Source organism: Kordiimonas sediminis (assembly GCF_014656395.1).
Taxonomy (GTDB): Bacteria; Pseudomonadota; Alphaproteobacteria; order Sphingomonadales; family Kordiimonadaceae; genus Kordiimonas_A; species Kordiimonas_A sediminis.
This window is the reverse complement of record NZ_BNCI01000001.1, coordinates 1469155-1488345: the sequence shown is the minus strand read 5'-3', so window position 1 is coordinate 1488345 and position 19191 is coordinate 1469155. Positions and strand designations below refer to the sequence as shown.

Below are 19191 nucleotides of genomic sequence, written 5' to 3'. Positions count from 1 at the left end.
TAAATGCTGTAGACTCATGCCAGCGAGACTACTATAAGCGGCGACATGACACAGGACACACATATCGTACCTTTTTTAAAGATGCATGGACTTGGAAACGACTTCATCATCTTCGACGCCCGTCGGCATGCCCTTGACCTGACAGATGCCCAGGTGCAGCGCCTTTCGAATAGAAAGCGTAGCATCGGCTGCGACCAGCTTATTATCATTCGCGAGAGCGACGATGCCACGGCTTTCATGGAAATACGCAACGCCAACGGCAGCCGTGTTGGCGCCTGTGGTAATGCGTCACGGTGCGTGGGTTTGCTTCTGATGCAGCAACTGGGCGAAAGTGTTGTAACACTTGAAACAGATACAGGCATTCTAACGGCCGAGGCATCCGACTACGGCGTCAGCGTTAATATGGGCCCTGCGCGTACGGAATGGTCTGAAATTCCGCTAGAGCATGACTGTGATACCCTGCATACCGATTTCCATATGGGTGATCTGAAAGAACCCGTTTGCGTGAACATGGGCAACCCCCACGCCGTGTTTTTTGTGCCTGATGCAGAGGCCGTTGACCTTGCCAGTATCGGCCCCAAAATAGAGACACATAAAATGTTCCCGGAAGGGGTAAATGTATCTGTCGCCACAGTTGAGGGCACATCAATTCGCCTACGTGTATTTGAACGCGGCGCGGGTATCACCGAAGCGTGCGGTACTGCCGCCTGCGCTGCTGCTGTCGCAGCCATGCGTCGCGGCCTGATAGATAACGAGAATAAAGCAACAGTGAAACTGGATGGCGGCGACCTTCAGATCACATGGCTCGAAGACGGCACGGTCGAAATGGCAGGACCGGCTACACTCGCCTTCGGTGGAGAGGTCGCAGTTTGAGCGAGAAACAGGATACAGGCCCTATAGGTATTGATGTTGTCACCTTCGGATGCAGGCTTAACGCCTACGAGTCTGAAGTAATGAAACGTCACGCCGATGCCGCGGGCTTGAAAGATACTGTCATCATCAACACCTGCGCTGTGACCTCCGAAGCCACTCGGCAGGCACGCCAAAGCATCCGCAGAATAAAGCGGGAAAACCCTGCAAAAAACATCATTGTGACCGGGTGTGCTGCCCAGATTAACCCTGAAGAATTCGCTGCCATGGAAGAAGTCGGCAGTGTCATTGGTAATCGGGAAAAACTCGAAGCAAAATCCTTCGCATCCTTATCTACAGGGGGGCTGGAACGCGTTGCGGTGAATGACATTTTCTCTGTCACGGAAACCGCGGGACATTTGATCGACGGCTTTGGCGACCGGGCCCGTGCTTTCGTCCAAATTCAAAACGGCTGCAATCACCGCTGTACGTTTTGCATTATACCGTACGGCCGGGGTAACAGTCGCTCCGTCCCAATGGGCGAAGTTGTTAACCAGATCAAACGGTTGGTTGATGAAGGTTATAATGAGGTGGTTTTCACAGGTGTCGACATTACCAGCTACGGCGAGGACCTGCCCGGCACACCAACCGTGGGAACACTGGTACAGAAAATCCTGAAACTGGTGCCCGACCTGCCCCGCCTTAGAATTTCCAGTATCGACAGCATTGAAGTGGATGAACCACTGTATGATGCCATCATCGGTGAAAAACGTGTTATGCCGCACCTGCACCTAAGCCTGCAGGCCGGAGATAACATGATCTTGAAAAGAATGAAACGCAGACATCTACGTGAACAGGCCATTGAATTTTGCCAGCGAGTCAAGAAGGCCAGACCCGAGATGGTTTACGGCGCAGACATTATCGCAGGTTTCCCAACCGAGACAGAGGAAATGTTCGAAAACAGTCTGCGACTGGTCGAAGAATGCGATCTGACGTGGCTGCATGTCTTCCCATACAGCGAACGCGAGGGCACCCCAGCGGCCAAGATGCCGCCAGTCGCCAAAGCTATTCGCAAAGAACGGGCTGCGCGCCTGCGGGCACTGGGGGAACAGCAAGTCAGTCGCCTGTTCACTGGCGCACTCGGCAAGTCTGCACAAGTGCTCGTCGAGAAAGTCGCAGATGACGGCACAGCAACCGGCCACACGGAACAATTCATTCCGGTTAAACTATCCGGCCAGTTAAAGGCTGGAACCATCGTCCCGGTCACACTATCTACAGTAGACGGCGGGGTCATGACCGCAACTCTTCAATCGTAGCTTCAGGTTTCAACAACGGATCTTCTTATGTCAGACAAGAATAAAATCAGCTGGTTCGATCGCTTGCGCGGCAAAAAAGCAGCGGACGTATCAGAAATACCGTCGGAAGATCCCCTTAACGCATCTGATGACAACCTGCCGGCTGAAGATGCTGCGCCACCCGCACCCCCGCGGGAAAGCACACCAGAGCCAGAACCAAAGATAGCAGAAGCTATAGCAGAGACTGTTGAGCCTGCCGCCGATACAGAAGCAGAAGAGACTGCCGCACCGGACAGCCATCCAGACACGCCAGAGCCTGATTTGGACACGCCTTTAACAGAAGAAGACAGTCCCAAGGACACTGTAGAAGAACCCGCTGCCAAAGAAAGCTGGTTCCAGCGTCTGAAAAAAGGCCTGAAGAAATCCACCAGTGCCATCTCGGACGGCATAACCGGTATTTTCACCACAGCCAAACTGGATGATGATACGCTCGAAGAACTGGAAGACCTTCTGATCACGTCCGATCTTGGGGTTGGTGTTGCATCGAAGTTGACGGCGGCCCTGTCCCAAGGACGGTATAATAAGGAAATTTCTGGCGAAGAAGTAAAAGCGGTACTGGCCGAAGAGATCGAAGCCATTCTGAAGCCAGTTGCAAAACCACTGGTGATCGATCCAGCCAACAAACCTCATGTTATTCTGATGGCAGGCGTAAACGGTGCCGGCAAGACCACTACGATTGGCAAGCTCGCTAAAAAATTTCGCGACGAAGGCAAGTCTGTCATGCTGGCCGCCGGGGATACATTCCGTGCAGCCGCCGTTGAACAGCTGACAGTTTGGGGCGAACGGGTCGGAGTTCCTGTGATTACCAAGGAAATCGGATCTGATGCTGCTGCTCTTGCCTATGAAGCCATGGAAAGAGCCATCAATGACGGTACAGACGTTCTCCTTATTGATACGGCAGGGCGTCTGCAAAACCGCGATGAGCTTATGGCAGAGCTTGCCAAAGTTGTGCGCGTCATCAATAAAAAACTGGACGGCGCACCGCACGACACTGTTATCGTCCTTGACGCAACGACCGGTCAAAACGCGGTTCACCAGGTGGAAGTCTTCTCCCGCATTGCAAATATCAGCGGCATTGTCATGACCAAGCTGGACGGCTCTGCCCGCGGTGGTGTTCTGGTTGCCTGTGCCGAGAAGTTTGGCATGCCTGTACATGCCATTGGCGTTGGTGAAGCTATTGAAGATCTACAGCCCTTCGATGCAAGGGACTTTGCCAAAGCCCTTGTTGGCATTGAGTAAACTGCTTCCCACACGAATTTTTTCTACCGCTTTGGTATAGAATTGACTATGATCAAAATAGCAGGACAGACACCCTGATATAACAGGGTACGGTAACCGACTGTTTTGTTGAGGGGAGAAAAACATTGGCCACAACCACACCAAAAAAAGCAGAACCAACAAAAAAAGCCCAAAAACAGGCTGGTTCCTTACCAGAAAGCATTCTGGATCTGAAGCTGAATAGCATCTCGGCAGAGGACCCGTGGCGATGGCTGGCAAAAGGTTGGACCGACATCTGGAAGCACCCCGCTCATAGCCTTGGTTACGGTGCTATTTTCAGTGGTCTTGCTGTTCTCATCTTCTTTGGTCTGATGCAACTTGAAATGACCGGCATGATTGTTGTGCTGGCATCTGGCTTTATGCTGCTTGGGCCCCTTTTTGCCGTTGGTCTTTACGAGCTTAGCCGCCGCGTTGAACGCGGAGAGAAAGTCACGACCCGCTCTATGATGTTTGTGCGGACACATTCTCCGCTGCAATTGGCCTATATGGGGGTTGTGTTCATGATATTTTATATCGCATGGGCCCGTATTGCTTCCCTGCTTTATGCAATCTTCTTCGGCATGGAGGCGTTTCCGCCGCTGGAAGAATTCCTACCAAACCTGCTGTTTAGCGCACAAGGCGCCTGGATGCTTGCTATTGGAACTCTGATTGGTGGTGCGATTGCCCTTGTAGTGTTTGCGGTATCAGTGATCGGTATTCCGCTTCTCTATCACCGAAACACTGATTTTGTGTCAGCGTGTCTGCTGTCTTTAAGGGCTTTTGTAGACAATCTATATCCAATGTTAATCTGGGCATGGTTGATTGTGCTATTCTCTGCCTTCGGTCTGATGACCCTGTTTGCCGGCATGGTTATTATCTTCCCGCTGGTGGGCCATGCGTCCTGGCATGCCTACAGAGCAATCGTGCCGCAGCCAGAGCCACTGCCGCTGGAAACAGATACAAAATAATCTGGTAAAGTGAACAGGTGCGGGCTAGTACTGCACCTTACAAAAAATAACTACTGACCTCCAAATTCTTGCGATTAGCAGCCAGACATAAAAAAACCCTCGAGAGCATAGGCTCCAGAGGGTTTTAACGTTTAGCGATCAAAACGCGCGATTAGCGACGATTCTGAAATGCACCATCACGCTCTAGACGCTTGCGCTCCAGTTTACGTGCACGGCGTACAGCTGCGGCTTGGTCACGAGCCTTCTTTTCAGATGGCTTTTCAAAAAAGCGACGCAGTTTCATTTCACGATAAACACCTTCACGCTGAAGTTTTTTCTTCAGTGCGCGGAGGGCTTGATCAACGTTATTATCCCGAACGACAACCTGCATAGGTTGCTCACTCCTTTCTAATGGCATAATTTGTGATGGGGCAAGTCGGGCGCACACATCACGGGCCGGAAGCGGCTCTATAGCAAACAGAGGCCCCGCATACAAGACTTTTCCCGACAACAGCATATCGACACCCCTGCTACACAGAGGCGGATGCTGCTAAGTTTCCCTTGCCGCCCATACTTTTTGCCATAGGTATACGCATGGGTGGCAACTGAATTCTATATACCACAACTGAAGGAATTTTGCAAAATGCAGGAATTATTGCGCACCTGTTCCCCAGCCATTGCACCCGGCCAAATAGTCATGATAGACTATGTCAAACAGCGTACGAGCAAGTAAAATGGCAGCACAAAAACATACCGAGACATCTGATATCCCTGTTGATAATTACCGTGAGCCCCTGATGCATGCGATGCTGGACCATGTTCCCTTTGACGGCTGGTCAGCCAAGGCAATGGCAGCAGCGGCAAGCGACGTTGGCATCACAGCCCCTATGGCGGAACTCGCGTTCCCCAAAGGACCGATCGAGGTGCTTGAGTACCATCTGCAGGACGCAGATGTGCGCTTGGCGACCGCGCTTGCAGCATTGGATCTGCCGTCCATGAAGATTCGGGACCGGATCACGGTTGCCGTTAAAACCCGCATTGAGCAGGCAAAAAACCACAAGGAAGCTGTCAGACGCGGTTTGGCTGTCCTGTCCATGCCGCAACATGCCATGCTGGGCACCAAAGCCCTTTGGGCAACCTGCGATGTTATCTGGCGCGCAGCAGGGGATACTTCAACTGATTATAATTGGTATACCAAACGTATGACCCTAAGTGCGGTATACAGTACGACCCTGCTTTACTGGATGGATGATGATAGTGATGATCTAGCTGCAACATGGGACTTTCTTGATCGCCGGATAGAAAATGTCATGCAGTTTGAAAAAGCAAAGTTTGAGCTGCGTAAAAGCTGTCAGGATTTGCCCTCTATCAGCCGCTTTCTAAACCGTATTCGCTACCCAGCGCCTTAATGACGAAAAACAAGAATATCACACCTGTGTCCCTATTGTCAGAAGACCAGGGCGGCAGTGCAACGTCTGAATTAGCAACGCTCTTAGCCAGTTGGCACCGCTATTTAACGAGCGAGAAAAGAGTGTCCCCCCACACCCTTTCCAACTACAGCCGGGATGTTGGATATTTCGTTGCGTTCCTGCACAGTCATTTGGGGGGCACTGTTCGCATAGCGGATCTTGCGTCTCTCGGCATTCGTGACTTCAGATCCTTTCTTGCTGCCCGCAGGCGTGACGGCGTTTCTAACGCAACTGTTGCCCGTACTTTATCCAGTGTCCGAAATCTTTTCCGGTATCTGGACCGGGCTGAAGGCATCCGCAACGATGCCATCGCGGCAATAGAAGCCCCAAAGTTACCGCATAAAGTCCCGCGCCCCTTGTCAGAGAAAGATGCACAAAAAGTCCTAGAGATAGCTGGCAAGCCTGATGCGCATTCCGGGGATGCTGCAAAGACGGCAGACAGTATCACAGACTGGACCGGTCTTAGGGACGCAGCCATCCTGACACTTCTATACGGTTGTGGTCTGCGTATCAGCGAAGCACTTGGAATGAATGTCGGTGATATTCCAGAGGGCGATACGATGCGCATTATTGGTAAGCGGCGCAAGGAAAGACTGGTTCCCATACTCCCTATTGTCCGACAGGCGGTAGACGCTTACGTTAAAGCATGCCCCTATGTTCTGGAACACGGGCAACCTCTTTTTATCGGTGTGCGCGGCAACAGAATGAACGCCCGCACCGTTCAATTATTGATGGAACGTATCCGCGGCAAACTCGGACTACCAGATAGTGCCACCCCCCATGCATTGCGCCATAGTTTTGCAACCCACCTTTTGGGGCGCGGCGGCGATCTGCGTACCATCCAGGAGCTGTTGGGACACGCTGACCTTGCCAGCACTCAGGTCTATACAGAAGTGGACGCAGCACGAATTCAGGATATTTACTCGAAAGCCTTCAGGAGAGCTTAACTCTATGCAATCATATGATAAAATCAGAATTGGTGGGCTGGCTGCCCTGTATGCTGCACTCGCGGCGCTAGGTCTGCTTCTTGGCTTTGCCACATTACAGTTCTGGCCAGCCGTCAGTGAAAGTAAAGGGTCACTCCTTGTACTTGGACTCGCCTTCAGCTGTGTCGTTATGTTTATTATTAATGCACGAACTGCGTGGCAGTTCTTCCAGTACTTCAAAAAAGATCAAAAAGTTCCTACGGCCATGATGCCCTTTGCCATCGCTGCGGCTGTGCTGTATCTGGCCAGCAGCGTATTCGCAGCCTAAGCCTGTCCTTAATAAAGGTCCGAAAACGGCGCGTATTCTCTTATAATCCTGCTATACTACAGGCATGAAAGAGGACACACATATACTCTATACGGCCCTTTTGACACGGGATCAGAATTACGACGGCAAAGTGTATTTCGGCGTCACATCGACGGGCATCTACTGCCGACCAGTATGCCCAGCCAACAAACCCAAACCTGAAAATATCCTGTATTTCAACACAAGCGACCAAGCACAGGATGCAGGCTTTCGTGCCTGTAAACGGTGCCGCCCGGAAAGCAGACCCGGCAGCCCGGCATGGGAAGGCACCAAATCAACTGTCCAGCGTGCCTTAAGGCTATTGGCCGCAGGTGAAGAAGACATACCCGCCCTTGCCGACAAGCTTGGCGTAACAGACCGGCACCTAAGACGCCTGTTCGTGCAGCACCTGGGACAGTCCCCCAAAGAAGTGCAACTACAAAACCGGCTGGAACTGGCACTCGAAATGTTAGCCGTTTCACAGGCGCCGATCAGTGACATTGCCTATTCAGCGGGTTTCCGTAGCCTGCGCCGTTTCAATGATGCTTTCAAACAGCACACAGGCACCTCACCAAGCCAGTGGAGAAAACAGAATGACCTTACTTAAAACCAAGACCACTCTCCCATGTGGAGAATTGACCCTGATACTTCATGAAGATCTTGTAGTTTTATGCGAGTTCAGTGACAGGACAGAGCGAATTAGCGCCTATCTGAACAAATATTTCCAGAACCATGACGTACAGGAAGTACCTTTGCCGCATACTATAGAAGCAGCCTTTGATGCCTACCGCGGGGGCAAGACTGACGCACTTAGTGATATTGCTGCAGCCCCCAGAGGAACACCCTTTCAGCAAACAGTATGGCAAGCATTGAAATCTATCCCAAGCGGCAAAACACTTAGCTACAAAACATTTGCCGACAAGGTCGGCACAGGTGCCCGCGCCGTGGGCAGTGCAAATGGGCGTAATCCGATCTGCCTGCTGTATCCCTGTCACCGCGTCATTGGTGCTGACGGATCACTAACCGGGTACGCTGGCGGCCTGGACCGTAAAGAATGGTTACTGCAACACGAAGGAGCGCTGATACCGTCCCTTCTCTGATGGCTATGCTGTCCGTGCCGTGCCTTATCAGCCCCAAGTTTCAGTGAACTAGCCCCAGAGACATAAGCACTAGAACTACACTCCTCGCCCCATGCAACAAAAAAGGGACCACAAAAGGTCCCTTTTCAATGGTTCAATAAGGCGCAAATCCCTACATGTGAATGGGGCGACCATGCACCGCCAAAGCTGCTTCCTTCACCGCTTCTGTCTCGGTTGGGTGCGCATGGCATGTCAGGGCGATATCTTCCGCGCTAGCACCAAATTCCATTGCCGTTGCCGCCTGAGCAATCATGTTGCCGGCATCTGCACCGATAATGTGAACGCCTAGAATGCGGTCTGTATCTTTGTCAGCAAGAATTTTAACAAAGCCTTCTGTCTGCAAATTTGCCTTTGCACGGCTGTTCGCAGTGAATGGGAATTTACCGACATTATAGGCAACGCCTGCTTCTTTCAGTTCTTCTTCCGTTTTGCCAACTGCAGCTACTTCCGGGAATGTGTAGACAACGCCCGGGATAACATCATGGTTCACATAACCAGTCAGACCCGCGATATTCTCTGCACAGGCAACGCCTTCGTCTTCTGCCTTATGCGCCAGCATCGGGCCCTCAACAACGTCACCAATTGCGTAGATGCCCGGCACGTTCGTAGAGAAGTCATGCCCGATGGCAATACGGCCACGTTCGTCCAGTTCCACACCCGCCATTTCAAGGCCAAGACCATCTGTGTACGGACGGCGACCAACAGATACAAGCACCACATCGGCATCAAGCGTTGTAGCATCACCGCCTTTAACTGGCTCAAACGTCACGCTTACACCGGACTTGGTGTTTTTCACTTCGGTAACCTTGGACGAAAGCTTCAGGGTCATGCCCTGCTTCTTCAGAACACGGCCAAAAGTTTTACGAACTTCCATGTCCATACCAGGCAGAACCTGGTCCATAAACTCGATCACAGTTACCTCGGCACCAAGACGCGACCAGACAGAGCCAAGCTCAAGACCGATAACGCCGCCGCCAATAACAACCATTTTCTTTGGGACCTTTGGCAGGCTTAGAGCGCCAGTGGAAGACACCACTTTCTTCTCATCAATTTCAACGCCGGGCAGGCTTGAAACGTCACTACCCGTCGCGATGATGCTGTTTTTCGCAGTAACTGTGGACTTTTTACCGTCCTTGTCAGTAATTTCGATTGTATTTTTGCCTGTGAATGCAGCAGATCCTTTCAGCCAATCCACTTTATTCTTTTTAAACAGGAATTCGATGCCACCGGTCAGACCAGACACAGTCTCGTCCTTGGTTGCCATCATCTTTTTGAGGTCAACTTCAAGGCCCTTTACCTTGATGCCAACTTTTTCAAATTCATGCTTGGCTTCTTCATACATGTGCGAGCTATGCAACAGAGCCTTGGACGGCATACAGCCAACATTCAAACAGGTACCACCAAGGGTATCGCGTTTTTCAACGCACGCTGTTTTAAGACCAAGCTGTGCTGCACGAATAGCCGCGACATAACCACCAGGGCCAGAACCGATAACTACCAGATCATATTCACTCATTGTCAGTTCCCTTACATATCCAGAAGTAGACGTGTTGGGTCTTCAAGAGCCTCTTTAACACGTACAAGGAATGTTACAGCTTCGCGGCCATCAATGATGCGGTGATCATACGACAGTGCCAGATACATCATAGGACGGATGACGACATTGCCGCCAATCGCCATCGGACGATCCTGGATCTTGTGCATGCCAAGGATAGCAGACTGCGGTGCATTCAGGATCGGGCTGGACATCAGGGAGCCAAAGATACCACCGTTGGAGATAGTGAACGTACCACCCGTCATATCATCCATTGTCAGCTTGCCGTCGCGGGCTTTTCTGCCGTAGTTCGCAATCGCCAGCTCAGTCTCTGCAAAGGACATGTCCTGCGCATCCTTCAGAACGGGAACAACAAGACCATTCGGGCTGGATACTGCAACACCAACGTTTGCATAGTTGTGATAAACGATTTCATCACCGTCGATGAACGCATTAACCGCAGGAATTTCTTTCAGCGCCAGACAACATGCCTGCGTGAAGAAGCTCATGAAGCCAAGTTTGATGTTATGCTTTTTCGCGAACAGATCTTTGTACTTTGCACGAGCTTCCATAACGGCGGTCATATCAACCTCGTTGTAGGTTGTCAGCATCGCTGCAGTATTTTGTGCTTCCTTGAGCCGTGTCGCAATAACCTTGCGCAGGCGAGTCATTTTAACGCGCTCTTCACGTGGTCCGGTATCAGCCGCCACAACGGTTGCAGTTGCAGACAATGTACGCGCTGTACCCGATTCAATCGCTTTCAGGACATCGCCTTTCGTCAGGCGACCATCTTTGCCCGTGCCTGTGATAGACGCAGGATCAAGATTGTAATCTTCAACAAGGCGACGAACTGCCGGAGACATCGGCATCAAATTCGATGATGACGCGCTCGCGAACGGTGCTGGCGCAGCGGCAGGTGCAGCAGCCGGCGCTGGTGCCGGTGCAGATGCTGCAGGGGCCGCGGCCGGTGCAGCAGCCGCAGGTGCCGCAGCAGCTTTGCCTTCGGTGTCAACTTTTGCAATCAACGCACCGATTTCAACGGTGTCGCCCTCTGCAACAACTTGTTCAACCAAAACACCAGCGACTGGGCTAGGAACTTCCATAGCCACCTTGTCAGTCTCTACTTCAACAATCGGTTCATCAGCGGCAACAGCGTCACCAACATTCTTCAACCAGGAGCCAATAGAGCCTTCTGTGATAGATTCCCCAAGCTGTGGGATAACAATTTCTTCGATAGCCACGTGATGTGCTCCTACCTTTTACTTTCAATAGTTAATGCGTCGTTGATCAGGGCTGCCTGTTCAGTTGCATGCTTGGATGCCAGACCAGTAGCCGTTGATGCGCTCGCTTTGCGACCAGCGTAAACGGGACGATTTGCCTTCAGGTTCAAGTCGACAAGAACGTCTTCGATCAATTCATTGATATAATGCCATGACCCCTGATTGCGTGGTTCTTCCTGACACCAGACAACAGTTTCAACACCTGTAAATCGGGACATTTCCTTGGCAAACGCTGCCTCCGGGAATGGGAACAACTGCTCAATCCGCAGGATGTAGGTATCTGACTGGCGTAGACGGTCACGCTCTTCCAGAATGTCGAAATAGACTTTACCAGAACAAACAATAACGCGCTTGATATCGCTATCTTTGGCCAGAACCAGATCAGAACCGCCACCTTTTTCAGCATCATCCCAAAGAACGCGGTGGAACTGTGATCCTGGACCGAACTCTTCAAGGCCTGATGTACATTTCTTGTGACGCAGCAATGACTTTGGCGTCATAAGGATCAGTGGTTTGCGGAACTTCCGGTGCATCTGACGGCGCAAAATATGATAGTAGTTTGCAGGCGTGGTACAATTGGCAACCTGCCAGTTATCTTCCGCGCTTAACTGCAAATACCGTTCAAGACGTGCGCTTGAATGCTCAGGCCCCTGGCCCTCATAGCCATGTGGCAACAGCATCACTAGACCAGACATCCGCAGCCATTTTGCTTCGGCAGAACAGATAAACTGATCAATCATGATCTGGGCACCGTTGGCAAAGTCACCGAACTGAGCTTCCCACAATGTCAGTGTTTTAGGTTCTGCAAGCGTATAGCCATACTCAAAGCCCAGGACGCCGTACTCACTTAGCGGACTATCCAGAACTTCAAAATGTGCTTCGTCGTTCACATGCTGCAATGGGATAAAACGCTCTTCCGTTTTCTGATCAACGAAAACCGCATGACGCTGGCTGAATGTACCACGGCCACAATCCTGACCGGACAAGCGGACACCGTAGCCTTCGCGCAGCAGCGTACCAAAGGCAAGGGCTTCGGCTGTCGCCCAGTCGATGCCTTTGTTGGTTTCGAACATCTTGTCTTTCTGGTCCAGCACACGTTTCAGTGTCCGGTGAACATTAAAGTTCTCCGGGATCGCCGTCAGTGCCTGCCCGACTTCACGCAGGGCAATTTCCGCAACGCCGGTTTCCGCACGCCGTGCTTCCGGGTCACTGCTAGCAAGGCCCATACCCTGCCATTTACCCGCAAACCAGTCTGCTTCATTGACCTTATAGTCACGTGCTGCCTCAAACTCACCATCAAGGTACGATGTAAAGTCCTGCTCCATCTGGGCAACCATCGCATCTGTCAGAATGCCTTCTGATTTCAAACGGTCACTATACAGCTTGGTAACGAATGGATGCTTCTTGATCGCCGCATACATAATTGGCTGTGTGAAAGATGGTTCGTCAGATTCGTTATGACCAAAGCGGCGGTAACAAATCATGTCGATCACGACATCACGCTTGAACTCCTGACGGAATTCAGTCGCAAGCTTGGTAGCATAAACAACAGCTTCCGGATCATCTCCATTCACATGGAATATCGGGGCCTGTACCATCTTCGCGACATCGCTTGGGTACGGGCTTGACCGGGAGAACTGTGGACTGGTCGTGAAGCCAATCTGGTTATTGACGATAAAATGAATAGTCCCGCCAGTGTTGTAGCCGTTCAGGCCGGACATGGCGAAACATTCTGCAATGATGCCCTGCCCTGCAAAGGCGGCATCACCGTGCAGCAACAATGACAGAACCTTTGTCCGGTCTTTGTCCTCACGCTGGGCCTGTTTGGCACGAACTTTACCGATCACAACCGGGTTCACAGCTTCCAGGTGAGACGGGTTAGCCGTCAGGGACAAGTGAATTTTATTGCCGTCAAAATCACGATCAGAACTGGTACCAAGGTGGTATTTCACATCACCGGAACCCTGAACGTCATCAGGCTTAAACGAACCGCCATGGAACTCGTTAAAGATCGCGCGGTACGGCTTCTGCATCACATTCGCAAGAACGTTCAAACGTCCGCGGTGCGGCATACCAATGACAATTTCTTCCAGACCGAACTGACCGCCGGTCTTCATAATTGCTTCAAGTGCAGGGACCATGCTTTCGCCGCCATCAAGGCCAAAACGCTTGGTGCCTGTATATTTTCTACCAAGGAATTTTTCAAACTGCTCGGCTTCTACCAGCTTGTTCAAAATTGCCAGCTTACCCTTGTCGGTAAACTGGATTTCCTTATCGCGGCCTTCGATTTTACGCTGGATCCAGGATTTCTCCTCTGGATCATTGATGTGCATAAATTCAACGCCAAGGTTGGAACAGTATGTCCGTTTCAAAATCGCAAGAATTTCACGAACCGTAGCAACATCCAGCCCCAGAACACCATCAAGAAAGATCGGACGATCCAGATCCCCTGCGCTAAAGCCGTATGTTCCAGGCTCCAGCTCCGGGTGCTGTGGGCGGTCTTCAAGTCCGAGTGGGTCTAGGTTGGCCATCAAATGACCCCGCACGCGGTACGTACGGACCATCATCAGGGCACGAATACTGTCGATTGTCGCAGCGCGAACATCTTCAACGGCTAATGCGCCTTTACCTGAAGATGGTTTTTCCTTGTCTTCGATGAACATGTCAGACCCGTCAAGACCAGTCGTGCGGTCATCATCGGGCCGGAGCGGCCAATCAGAACGAGCCCAGCTTGGACCCGATACTGCGTTTGCCGCGACACCCCCTTCGAGGCCGGCAAAATAATCACGCCAACCTGCATCAACAGACGACGGGTCAGCACAGTAATTTTCATAAAGTGTTTCAACGAAGGCAGGGCTTACACCCTCCAAGGCTTCAAAGCGGTCCATATCTGCTCCCATGGGCAAACGGCGCAGCCATTGTTGGCAGCTGCGCCCCTCTTAACTTTACTTAGGCTTTCATCGCCTCAAGAAGCGTGGTTCCCAGAGCAGCAGGGCTGTCAGAAACTACGATTCCAGCACTACGCATGGCTTCGATTTTATCCTCGGCGCCACCTTTACCACCAGATACGATCGCACCGGCATGACCCATTGTACGGCCAGGAGGTGCAGTACGCCCAGCAATAAAGCCTGCAACCGGCTTCTTGACTTTGCTTTGCTTCAGAAACTCTGCAGCTTCTTCTTCGGCAGAACCACCAATTTCACCGATCATGATGATGCTGTCTGTATCATCATCGCCCAGGAACATGTCCAGACAGTCGATGAAGTTAGTACCGTTTACAGGGTCACCACCGATACCGATACACGTACTTTGGCCAAGGCCGGCAGCGGTAGTCTGTGCTACTGCTTCATACGTCAGTGTACCAGAGCGGGATACGATACCCACTTTACCAGGCTTGTGAATGTGACCAGGCATAATACCAATCTTACATTCGCCAGGCGTAATAACACCAGGACAGTTAGGGCCGATCAGGCGTGTACCAGAGTTCTGCAGCGCACGCTTGACGCGCACCATGTCCAGAACCGGGATACCTTCTGTAATACAAACAACCAGCTCGATTTCAGCATCAATTGCTTCGAGGATTGCGTCCGCCGCGAATGGAGGCGGCACATAAATCACAGACGCATTACAGTCTGTTGCTTCACGCGCATCGGCAACTGTATCGAAAATCGGCAGATCAAGATGCTTCGCACCGCCTTTACCCGGCGTTACGCCACCAACCATGTTTGTGCCGTATGCGATTGCTTGTTCTGAGTGGAAAGTCCCCTGGGCACCAGTGAAGCCCTGACAGATGACTTTAGTATTTTTACCAACGAGAACTGACATTACGCGGCCTCCTTCACGGCTTTCACAACCTTCTCGGCAGCGTCATTCAGATCGTCCGCTGCAATGATTGGCAGGCCACTGTCCGCCATAATCTGTTTACCCAGATCAACATTTGTACCTTCAAGACGCACAACCAGCGGCACGCTCAGCGCAACTTCACGAGCTGCAGCAACAACGCCTTCCGCAATAACGTCACAGCGCATGATACCACCAAAGATGTTAACCAGAATACCTTCAACATTATCATCGCTCAGGATGATCTTGAATGCTTCGGTAACGCGCTCTTTGGTCGCTCCGCCACCAACATCCAGGAAGTTTGCAGGCTCGCCGCCTTTAAGCTTGATGATGTCCATTGTAGCCATCGCAAGACCAGCACCGTTCACCATACAACCGATGCTACCATCAAGGCTGATGTAGTTCAGGTCATACTTGGATGCTTCGATCTCTTTTGGATCTTCTTCAGATTCGTCACGCAGTTCGCGAACGTCACTGTGACGGAACAGAGCATTACCATCGAAGGACATTTTGGCATCAAGAACGACCATCTTGTCGTCTTCTGTCAGAACCAGCGGGTTCACTTCAAGAAGCGATGCGTCCTTGTCCATGAATGCTTTGTATAGAGACGCCACAACCTTCTGACACTCTTTTGCTGCTGCACCGGCAAGACCAAGGCCGAACGCTACGCGGCGGCAATGGAATGGCTGCAGACCAGTTGCCGGATCAATCGCAATTGTAACGATCTTTTCAGGCGTTTCCGCAGCAACTTCTTCAATGTCCATACCGCCTTCAGTAGAGGCAATGATTGCAACACGGCTTGAAGCACGGTCAACCAACAGAGAGAAGTAAAATTCGTCTTTGATCGCACATCCGTCTTCAACATAAACGCGCTTGACTTCTTTACCTTCTGGACCTGTCTGGTGTGTTACCAGAATCTTGCCGATCAGTTCTTTTGCAGTTGCTTCCACATCATCCAGAGACTTGACAACCTTTACGCCGCCCGCTTTACCGCGACCGCCTGCATGGATCTGTGCCTTGACAACCCAAACCGGGCCACCAAGGGTCTTTGCTGCATCAACGGCCTCTGCCGCTGTATAGGCAACACCACCGTCAAGGACGGGCGCGCCATATTGTTTCAGTAGGCCTTTGGCCTGATATTCATGTATATTCATCGGGATCCCTCGTTCCCAGGTTAAACACTGGTGGTTTAAAAAGAAAGTTCCCTGACCTAAGCCAGAGAACCATCAATATTCTTACAAGCGTCCATCAGGCCTTTCACTGCATCAACCGAATGATCAAAGCCTGACTTTTCTTCACCTTGAAGATCAATTTCAACGATCTTTTCAATACCGCCTGCACCGATGATAGTTGGAACACCAACATACATGTTATCCAGGCCATATTCGCCGTTCAGGTATGCCGCACACGGCAGCAGTCGCTTTTTGTCTTTCAGATAGCTCTCTGCCATTTCAATAGCACTTGTAGCAGGCGCATAGAAGGCAGAACCGGTTTTCAGAAGACCAACGATCTCTGCACCGCCATCGCGGGTACGCTGAACGATTTCAGCAATTTTTTCTTCTGTAGACCAGCCCATCTTGATCAGATCAGGCACCGGAATACCTGCTACTGTGGAGTAACGAACCAGCGGCACCATGGTATCACCGTGACCACCCAAAACGAATGTCGTTACATCTTCTACAGAAACATTAAATTCTTCGGCAAGGAAAGTGCTGAAACGGCTGCTATCCAGAACACCAGCCATACCACAAACCATGTTCGCCGGCAGACCAGAAAACTGCTGCAGCGCCCAAACCATCGCATCAAGCGGGTTTGTGATACAAATCACAAAAGCGTTCGGAGCGTATTTCTTGATGCCTTCACCAACAGACTTCATAACCTTCAGGTTAATGCCCAGCAGGTCATCGCGGCTCATGCCAGGCTTACGCGGTACGCCAGCAGTTACGATCACAACATCTGCACCCTCGATGTCTGCATAGTCGTTTGCGCCTTTCAGGCGGGAATTATAGCCTTCGACCGGGCCACTTTGTGCCAGATCAAGTGCCTTACCCTGTGGCAGGCCTTCTACGATATCGAAAATAACGACATCACCCATTTCTTTAAGAGCAGCTAGGTGCGCGAGTGTACCGCCAATTTGGCCGCCGCCAATTAGTGCAATTTTATTACGTGCCATGAAAATACTCCAGCATATTAATTTATGTGAACCGCTGGTGGTGCGGTTATTCCTGAGGACAATCTCTATACCAATATGATTTACACTAAGTGTCCTATATGGTTTGGGCCGCTGAGGCAAGATACTTAGCGTTACAATTCACACTAAATCTTTAGGAAAAGTTACCTAATCAAGATTTTTAGCATTTTCACTATGAATCGCCCATCCTTCTATTCGCCAACCGCATAGGAGCCATGCGTCAAACGCATAAAATATCGCAATTTACCCCTAAAAGGGAACTTTTATTATTCTTCCAGCGCATGGATCAAACAGATTATTGCCCTGTTTCTCCTGAGTCTCAAGCCACCTGCCTTCACACTTGCGTTTACTGGTACTGCATGGTTAGGGTAAAAAACTAACGTCGTGAAAGAGGATATGAAATGATCGACCTGCGGATAAATCCTGCGCTAGATCCTGCGATACTTGGCAGAAGTCTCCAAGAAAAAACCCGGCTACAGGTTGCGAATTTTCTGACCGCAGAATCGGCCTCTCACCTGGAAAGACTTCTGACAGGAAACCAAATCTGGTACAGCACCTACAATGAAGGTGATCTGCATTTTGAAGTGCCGCAGTCAGAACTTGCCCAAATGTCTGCGCCAGAACGGGCGATCTTGATGAAAAACCTAAACAATGGCGCCCGCGACGGGTTTCAGTATTTTTTTCAGCAGTATTATATCTCTAATGCGGTACGGTCTGGCGAAAACGCCGGGCATCCCATCCATGTGATGCATGCGTTTGTTAACAGCCAAGAATTTCTAGACTTTATGCGAATACTTTGCGGCGCTGCCGACATTGCCTATGCCGACAGTTTTGCCAGCAAATATGTGCCGGGCCATTTCCTGACAAACCATGATGACAAGCATGACACCTACAATAGAGTTGCAGCCTATGTGCTATCTATGACACGTGGCTGGAAGGCTGACTGGGGCGGCAACCTGGTATTTTACGATCACGATACAGGCAATATCACGGAAGGTTTCGCCCCGGCCTATAACACACTCAATATTTTCCTGACGCCGCAACCACATGCAGTTACCTATGTTGCGCCCTTTGCAGGTACCCAGCGCCTCAGTTATCTTGGCTGGCTTAATCGAGCTGAGGCGACCTAATCACGGCACTGTCATCTGTAGACGTTGCAATGATCATTCCAACCATTTTCCAGATAATAAAAGTCAGTATACCACCAATGTAGCCATCAACAGCATAGTGCCATCCAAGATGGACGGAACCAATTTGAATTATTACGGCATAAAGCCAAAAAACATATCCCAGATATTTATTTAATGCGCCAGTTCCCAGCGCCATAAGCACGGCAACAGAAACATGCATACTGGGCATAGCGGAAATCCCGCTTCCGAGACCTGTTACATCTTCAGTATAGAAGTCCCACAGCATTTCCTGCAGCTTAAGCGCCCAAATCTCTGCGCCCCCGATATTGGTAATAATCCAATTATTTTGCTCATGTAATCTAGCAAACAAACCAGAATAGACATCTTCGCCCGGCACAAGATATTTGTAGAAGCAAGGCCCGCCGGATGACATCAATGTCGCAAAAATATTCCCGACAACGGCCCAGCACAGAAAAAAGCTTACCAGATACTGCTTCCGCAATTTTTCATTGCCTTTGATCACGGTAAAATACATCAAAATCACCCAGTAAAGTATAAACCAGATACTGTAAGAGTGACTGATAAAAAGTGTCATCAGTGGATGATCAAAAAGGCCATGTGTTATTTCCCACGGCGCGTAACCAAAATGCAACCATTGATCCCAAAGAGCATATTGCCGATCCTGCGAAAACGGCAGTAAGGCTGGTATCATGGCTTTTTGCGCAGTGAAGGCAGATTTAAAAATAATGATAGCAAGTGTGAGCAACAAAAACGACGCAATCTCTGCAGGCCTGTTCAGAATATCTTTTATTTTGGCCACCAGACCCGACACAGGGCTGGGGTGCCTAGAAAGCAAGAGTCGGGTCAGAAAACCCGCCAAAAGAAAAGAAAACAAAATGAATGTCGCTCGGGCAATAGTCGAGAAATA

The 19191-nt window shown here is 50.6% G+C and carries 18 protein-coding genes; 10 read left to right on the top strand and 8 right to left on the bottom strand.

Features of this window, described 5'->3' with window-relative positions; translation table 11 throughout:
* Positions 1–45 precede the first annotated feature (45 nt).
* The 4 genes from dapF to IE181_RS06555 all read left to right on the top strand — a co-directional run bounded on the left by dapF (position 46) and on the right by IE181_RS06555 (position 4429).
* Positions 46–873, top strand: coding sequence for a diaminopimelate epimerase (gene dapF / locus IE181_RS06570; RefSeq protein WP_191251041.1), 828 nt, complete (start codon positions 46–48; stop codon positions 871–873).
* A complete protein-coding gene (gene mtaB / locus IE181_RS06565; protein WP_229819192.1) occupies positions 870–2165 on the top strand; it encodes a tRNA (N(6)-L-threonylcarbamoyladenosine(37)-C(2))-methylthiotransferase MtaB in 1296 nt (431 codons plus the stop codon). The genes dapF and mtaB overlap by 4 nt, the downstream gene beginning before the upstream one ends.
* A 27-nt stretch (positions 2166–2192) precedes the next feature.
* Positions 2193–3443: a signal recognition particle-docking protein FtsY gene (gene ftsY / locus IE181_RS06560; RefSeq protein WP_191251037.1), complete on the top strand. Its 1251-nt coding sequence runs from the start codon at positions 2193–2195 to the stop codon at positions 3441–3443.
* 125 nt (positions 3444–3568) lie between these two features.
* Positions 3569–4429 carry a DUF2189 domain-containing protein gene (locus IE181_RS06555; RefSeq protein ID WP_191251035.1) on the top strand — a complete coding sequence of 287 codons (861 nt, stop codon included), beginning with the start codon at positions 3569–3571 and terminating at the stop codon, positions 4427–4429.
* 151 nt (positions 4430–4580) lie between these two features.
* On the opposite strand, the gene rpsU is transcribed toward IE181_RS06555, so the two are convergent.
* Complete coding sequence (gene rpsU / locus IE181_RS06550; protein ID WP_191251033.1) at positions 4581–4799, bottom strand: 30S ribosomal protein S21; 219 nt, start codon at positions 4797–4799, stop codon at positions 4581–4583.
* Between the two features lie 343 nt (positions 4800–5142).
* Between rpsU and IE181_RS06545 the strand changes: the two genes are divergently transcribed.
* The 5 genes from IE181_RS06545 (at position 5143) to IE181_RS06525 (ending at position 8249) form a co-directional block, all read left to right on the top strand.
* Positions 5143–5817, top strand: a complete 675-nt coding sequence (locus IE181_RS06545) for a COQ9 family protein (RefSeq protein WP_191251032.1) — start codon at positions 5143–5145, stop codon at positions 5815–5817.
* On the top strand, positions 5817–6824 hold the full coding sequence (locus IE181_RS06540) for a tyrosine recombinase XerC (protein WP_191251031.1): 1008 nt from the start codon (positions 5817–5819) through the stop codon (positions 6822–6824). The genes IE181_RS06545 and IE181_RS06540 overlap by 1 nt, the downstream gene beginning before the upstream one ends.
* Before the next feature lie 4 nt (positions 6825–6828).
* The gene (locus IE181_RS06535) at positions 6829–7131 is read left to right on the top strand and encodes a hypothetical protein (RefSeq protein ID WP_191251030.1); all 303 of its coding nucleotides are present in this window, start codon (positions 6829–6831) and stop codon (positions 7129–7131) included.
* Positions 7132–7195: 64 nt separating this feature from the next.
* Entirely contained in the window at positions 7196–7756 is a 561-nt protein-coding gene (locus IE181_RS06530) for a bifunctional transcriptional activator/DNA repair enzyme AdaA (RefSeq protein WP_191251029.1), read from the top strand.
* Positions 7743–8249, top strand: coding sequence for a methylated-DNA--[protein]-cysteine S-methyltransferase (locus IE181_RS06525; RefSeq protein ID WP_191251028.1), 507 nt, complete (start codon positions 7743–7745; stop codon positions 8247–8249). The genes IE181_RS06530 and IE181_RS06525 overlap by 14 nt, the downstream gene beginning before the upstream one ends.
* Before the next feature lie 151 nt (positions 8250–8400).
* Here IE181_RS06525 and lpdA read toward each other — a convergent pair whose 3' ends face one another.
* The 6 genes from lpdA to mdh all read right to left on the bottom strand — a co-directional run bounded on the left by lpdA (position 8401) and on the right by mdh (position 17115).
* Positions 8401–9804: a dihydrolipoyl dehydrogenase gene (lpdA, locus tag IE181_RS06520; protein ID WP_191251027.1), complete on the bottom strand. Its 1404-nt coding sequence runs from the start codon at positions 9802–9804 to the stop codon at positions 8401–8403.
* 11 nt (positions 9805–9815) lie between these two features.
* On the bottom strand, positions 9816–11063 hold the full coding sequence (odhB, locus tag IE181_RS06515; RefSeq protein WP_191251025.1) for a 2-oxoglutarate dehydrogenase complex dihydrolipoyllysine-residue succinyltransferase: 1248 nt from the start codon (positions 11061–11063) through the stop codon (positions 9816–9818).
* 11 nt (positions 11064–11074) lie between these two features.
* Positions 11075–13990 carry a 2-oxoglutarate dehydrogenase E1 component gene (locus IE181_RS06510; RefSeq protein ID WP_229819191.1) on the bottom strand — a complete coding sequence of 972 codons (2916 nt, stop codon included), beginning with the start codon at positions 13988–13990 and terminating at the stop codon, positions 11075–11077.
* 61 nt (positions 13991–14051) lie between these two features.
* A complete protein-coding gene (sucD, locus tag IE181_RS06505) occupies positions 14052–14927 on the bottom strand; it encodes a succinate--CoA ligase subunit alpha (protein WP_191251021.1) in 876 nt (291 codons plus the stop codon).
* Positions 14927–16096, bottom strand: coding sequence for an ADP-forming succinate--CoA ligase subunit beta (sucC, locus tag IE181_RS06500; RefSeq protein ID WP_191251020.1), 1170 nt, complete (start codon positions 16094–16096; stop codon positions 14927–14929). The genes sucD and sucC overlap by 1 nt, the downstream gene beginning before the upstream one ends.
* A 56-nt stretch (positions 16097–16152) precedes the next feature.
* The gene (mdh, locus tag IE181_RS06495; RefSeq protein ID WP_191251019.1) at positions 16153–17115 is read right to left on the bottom strand and encodes a malate dehydrogenase; all 963 of its coding nucleotides are present in this window, start codon (positions 17113–17115) and stop codon (positions 16153–16155) included.
* 419 nt (positions 17116–17534) lie between these two features.
* On the opposite strand from mdh, the gene IE181_RS06490 reads away from it, so the two are divergent.
* A complete protein-coding gene (locus tag IE181_RS06490; RefSeq protein ID WP_191251018.1) occupies positions 17535–18263 on the top strand; it encodes a 2OG-Fe(II) oxygenase in 729 nt (242 codons plus the stop codon).
* Here IE181_RS06490 and IE181_RS06485 read toward each other — a convergent pair.
* A complete protein-coding gene (locus IE181_RS06485) occupies positions 18241–19083 on the bottom strand; it encodes a phosphatase PAP2 family protein (RefSeq protein ID WP_191251017.1) in 843 nt (280 codons plus the stop codon). The genes IE181_RS06490 and IE181_RS06485 overlap by 23 nt on opposite strands.
* Positions 19084–19191 lie beyond the last annotated feature (108 nt).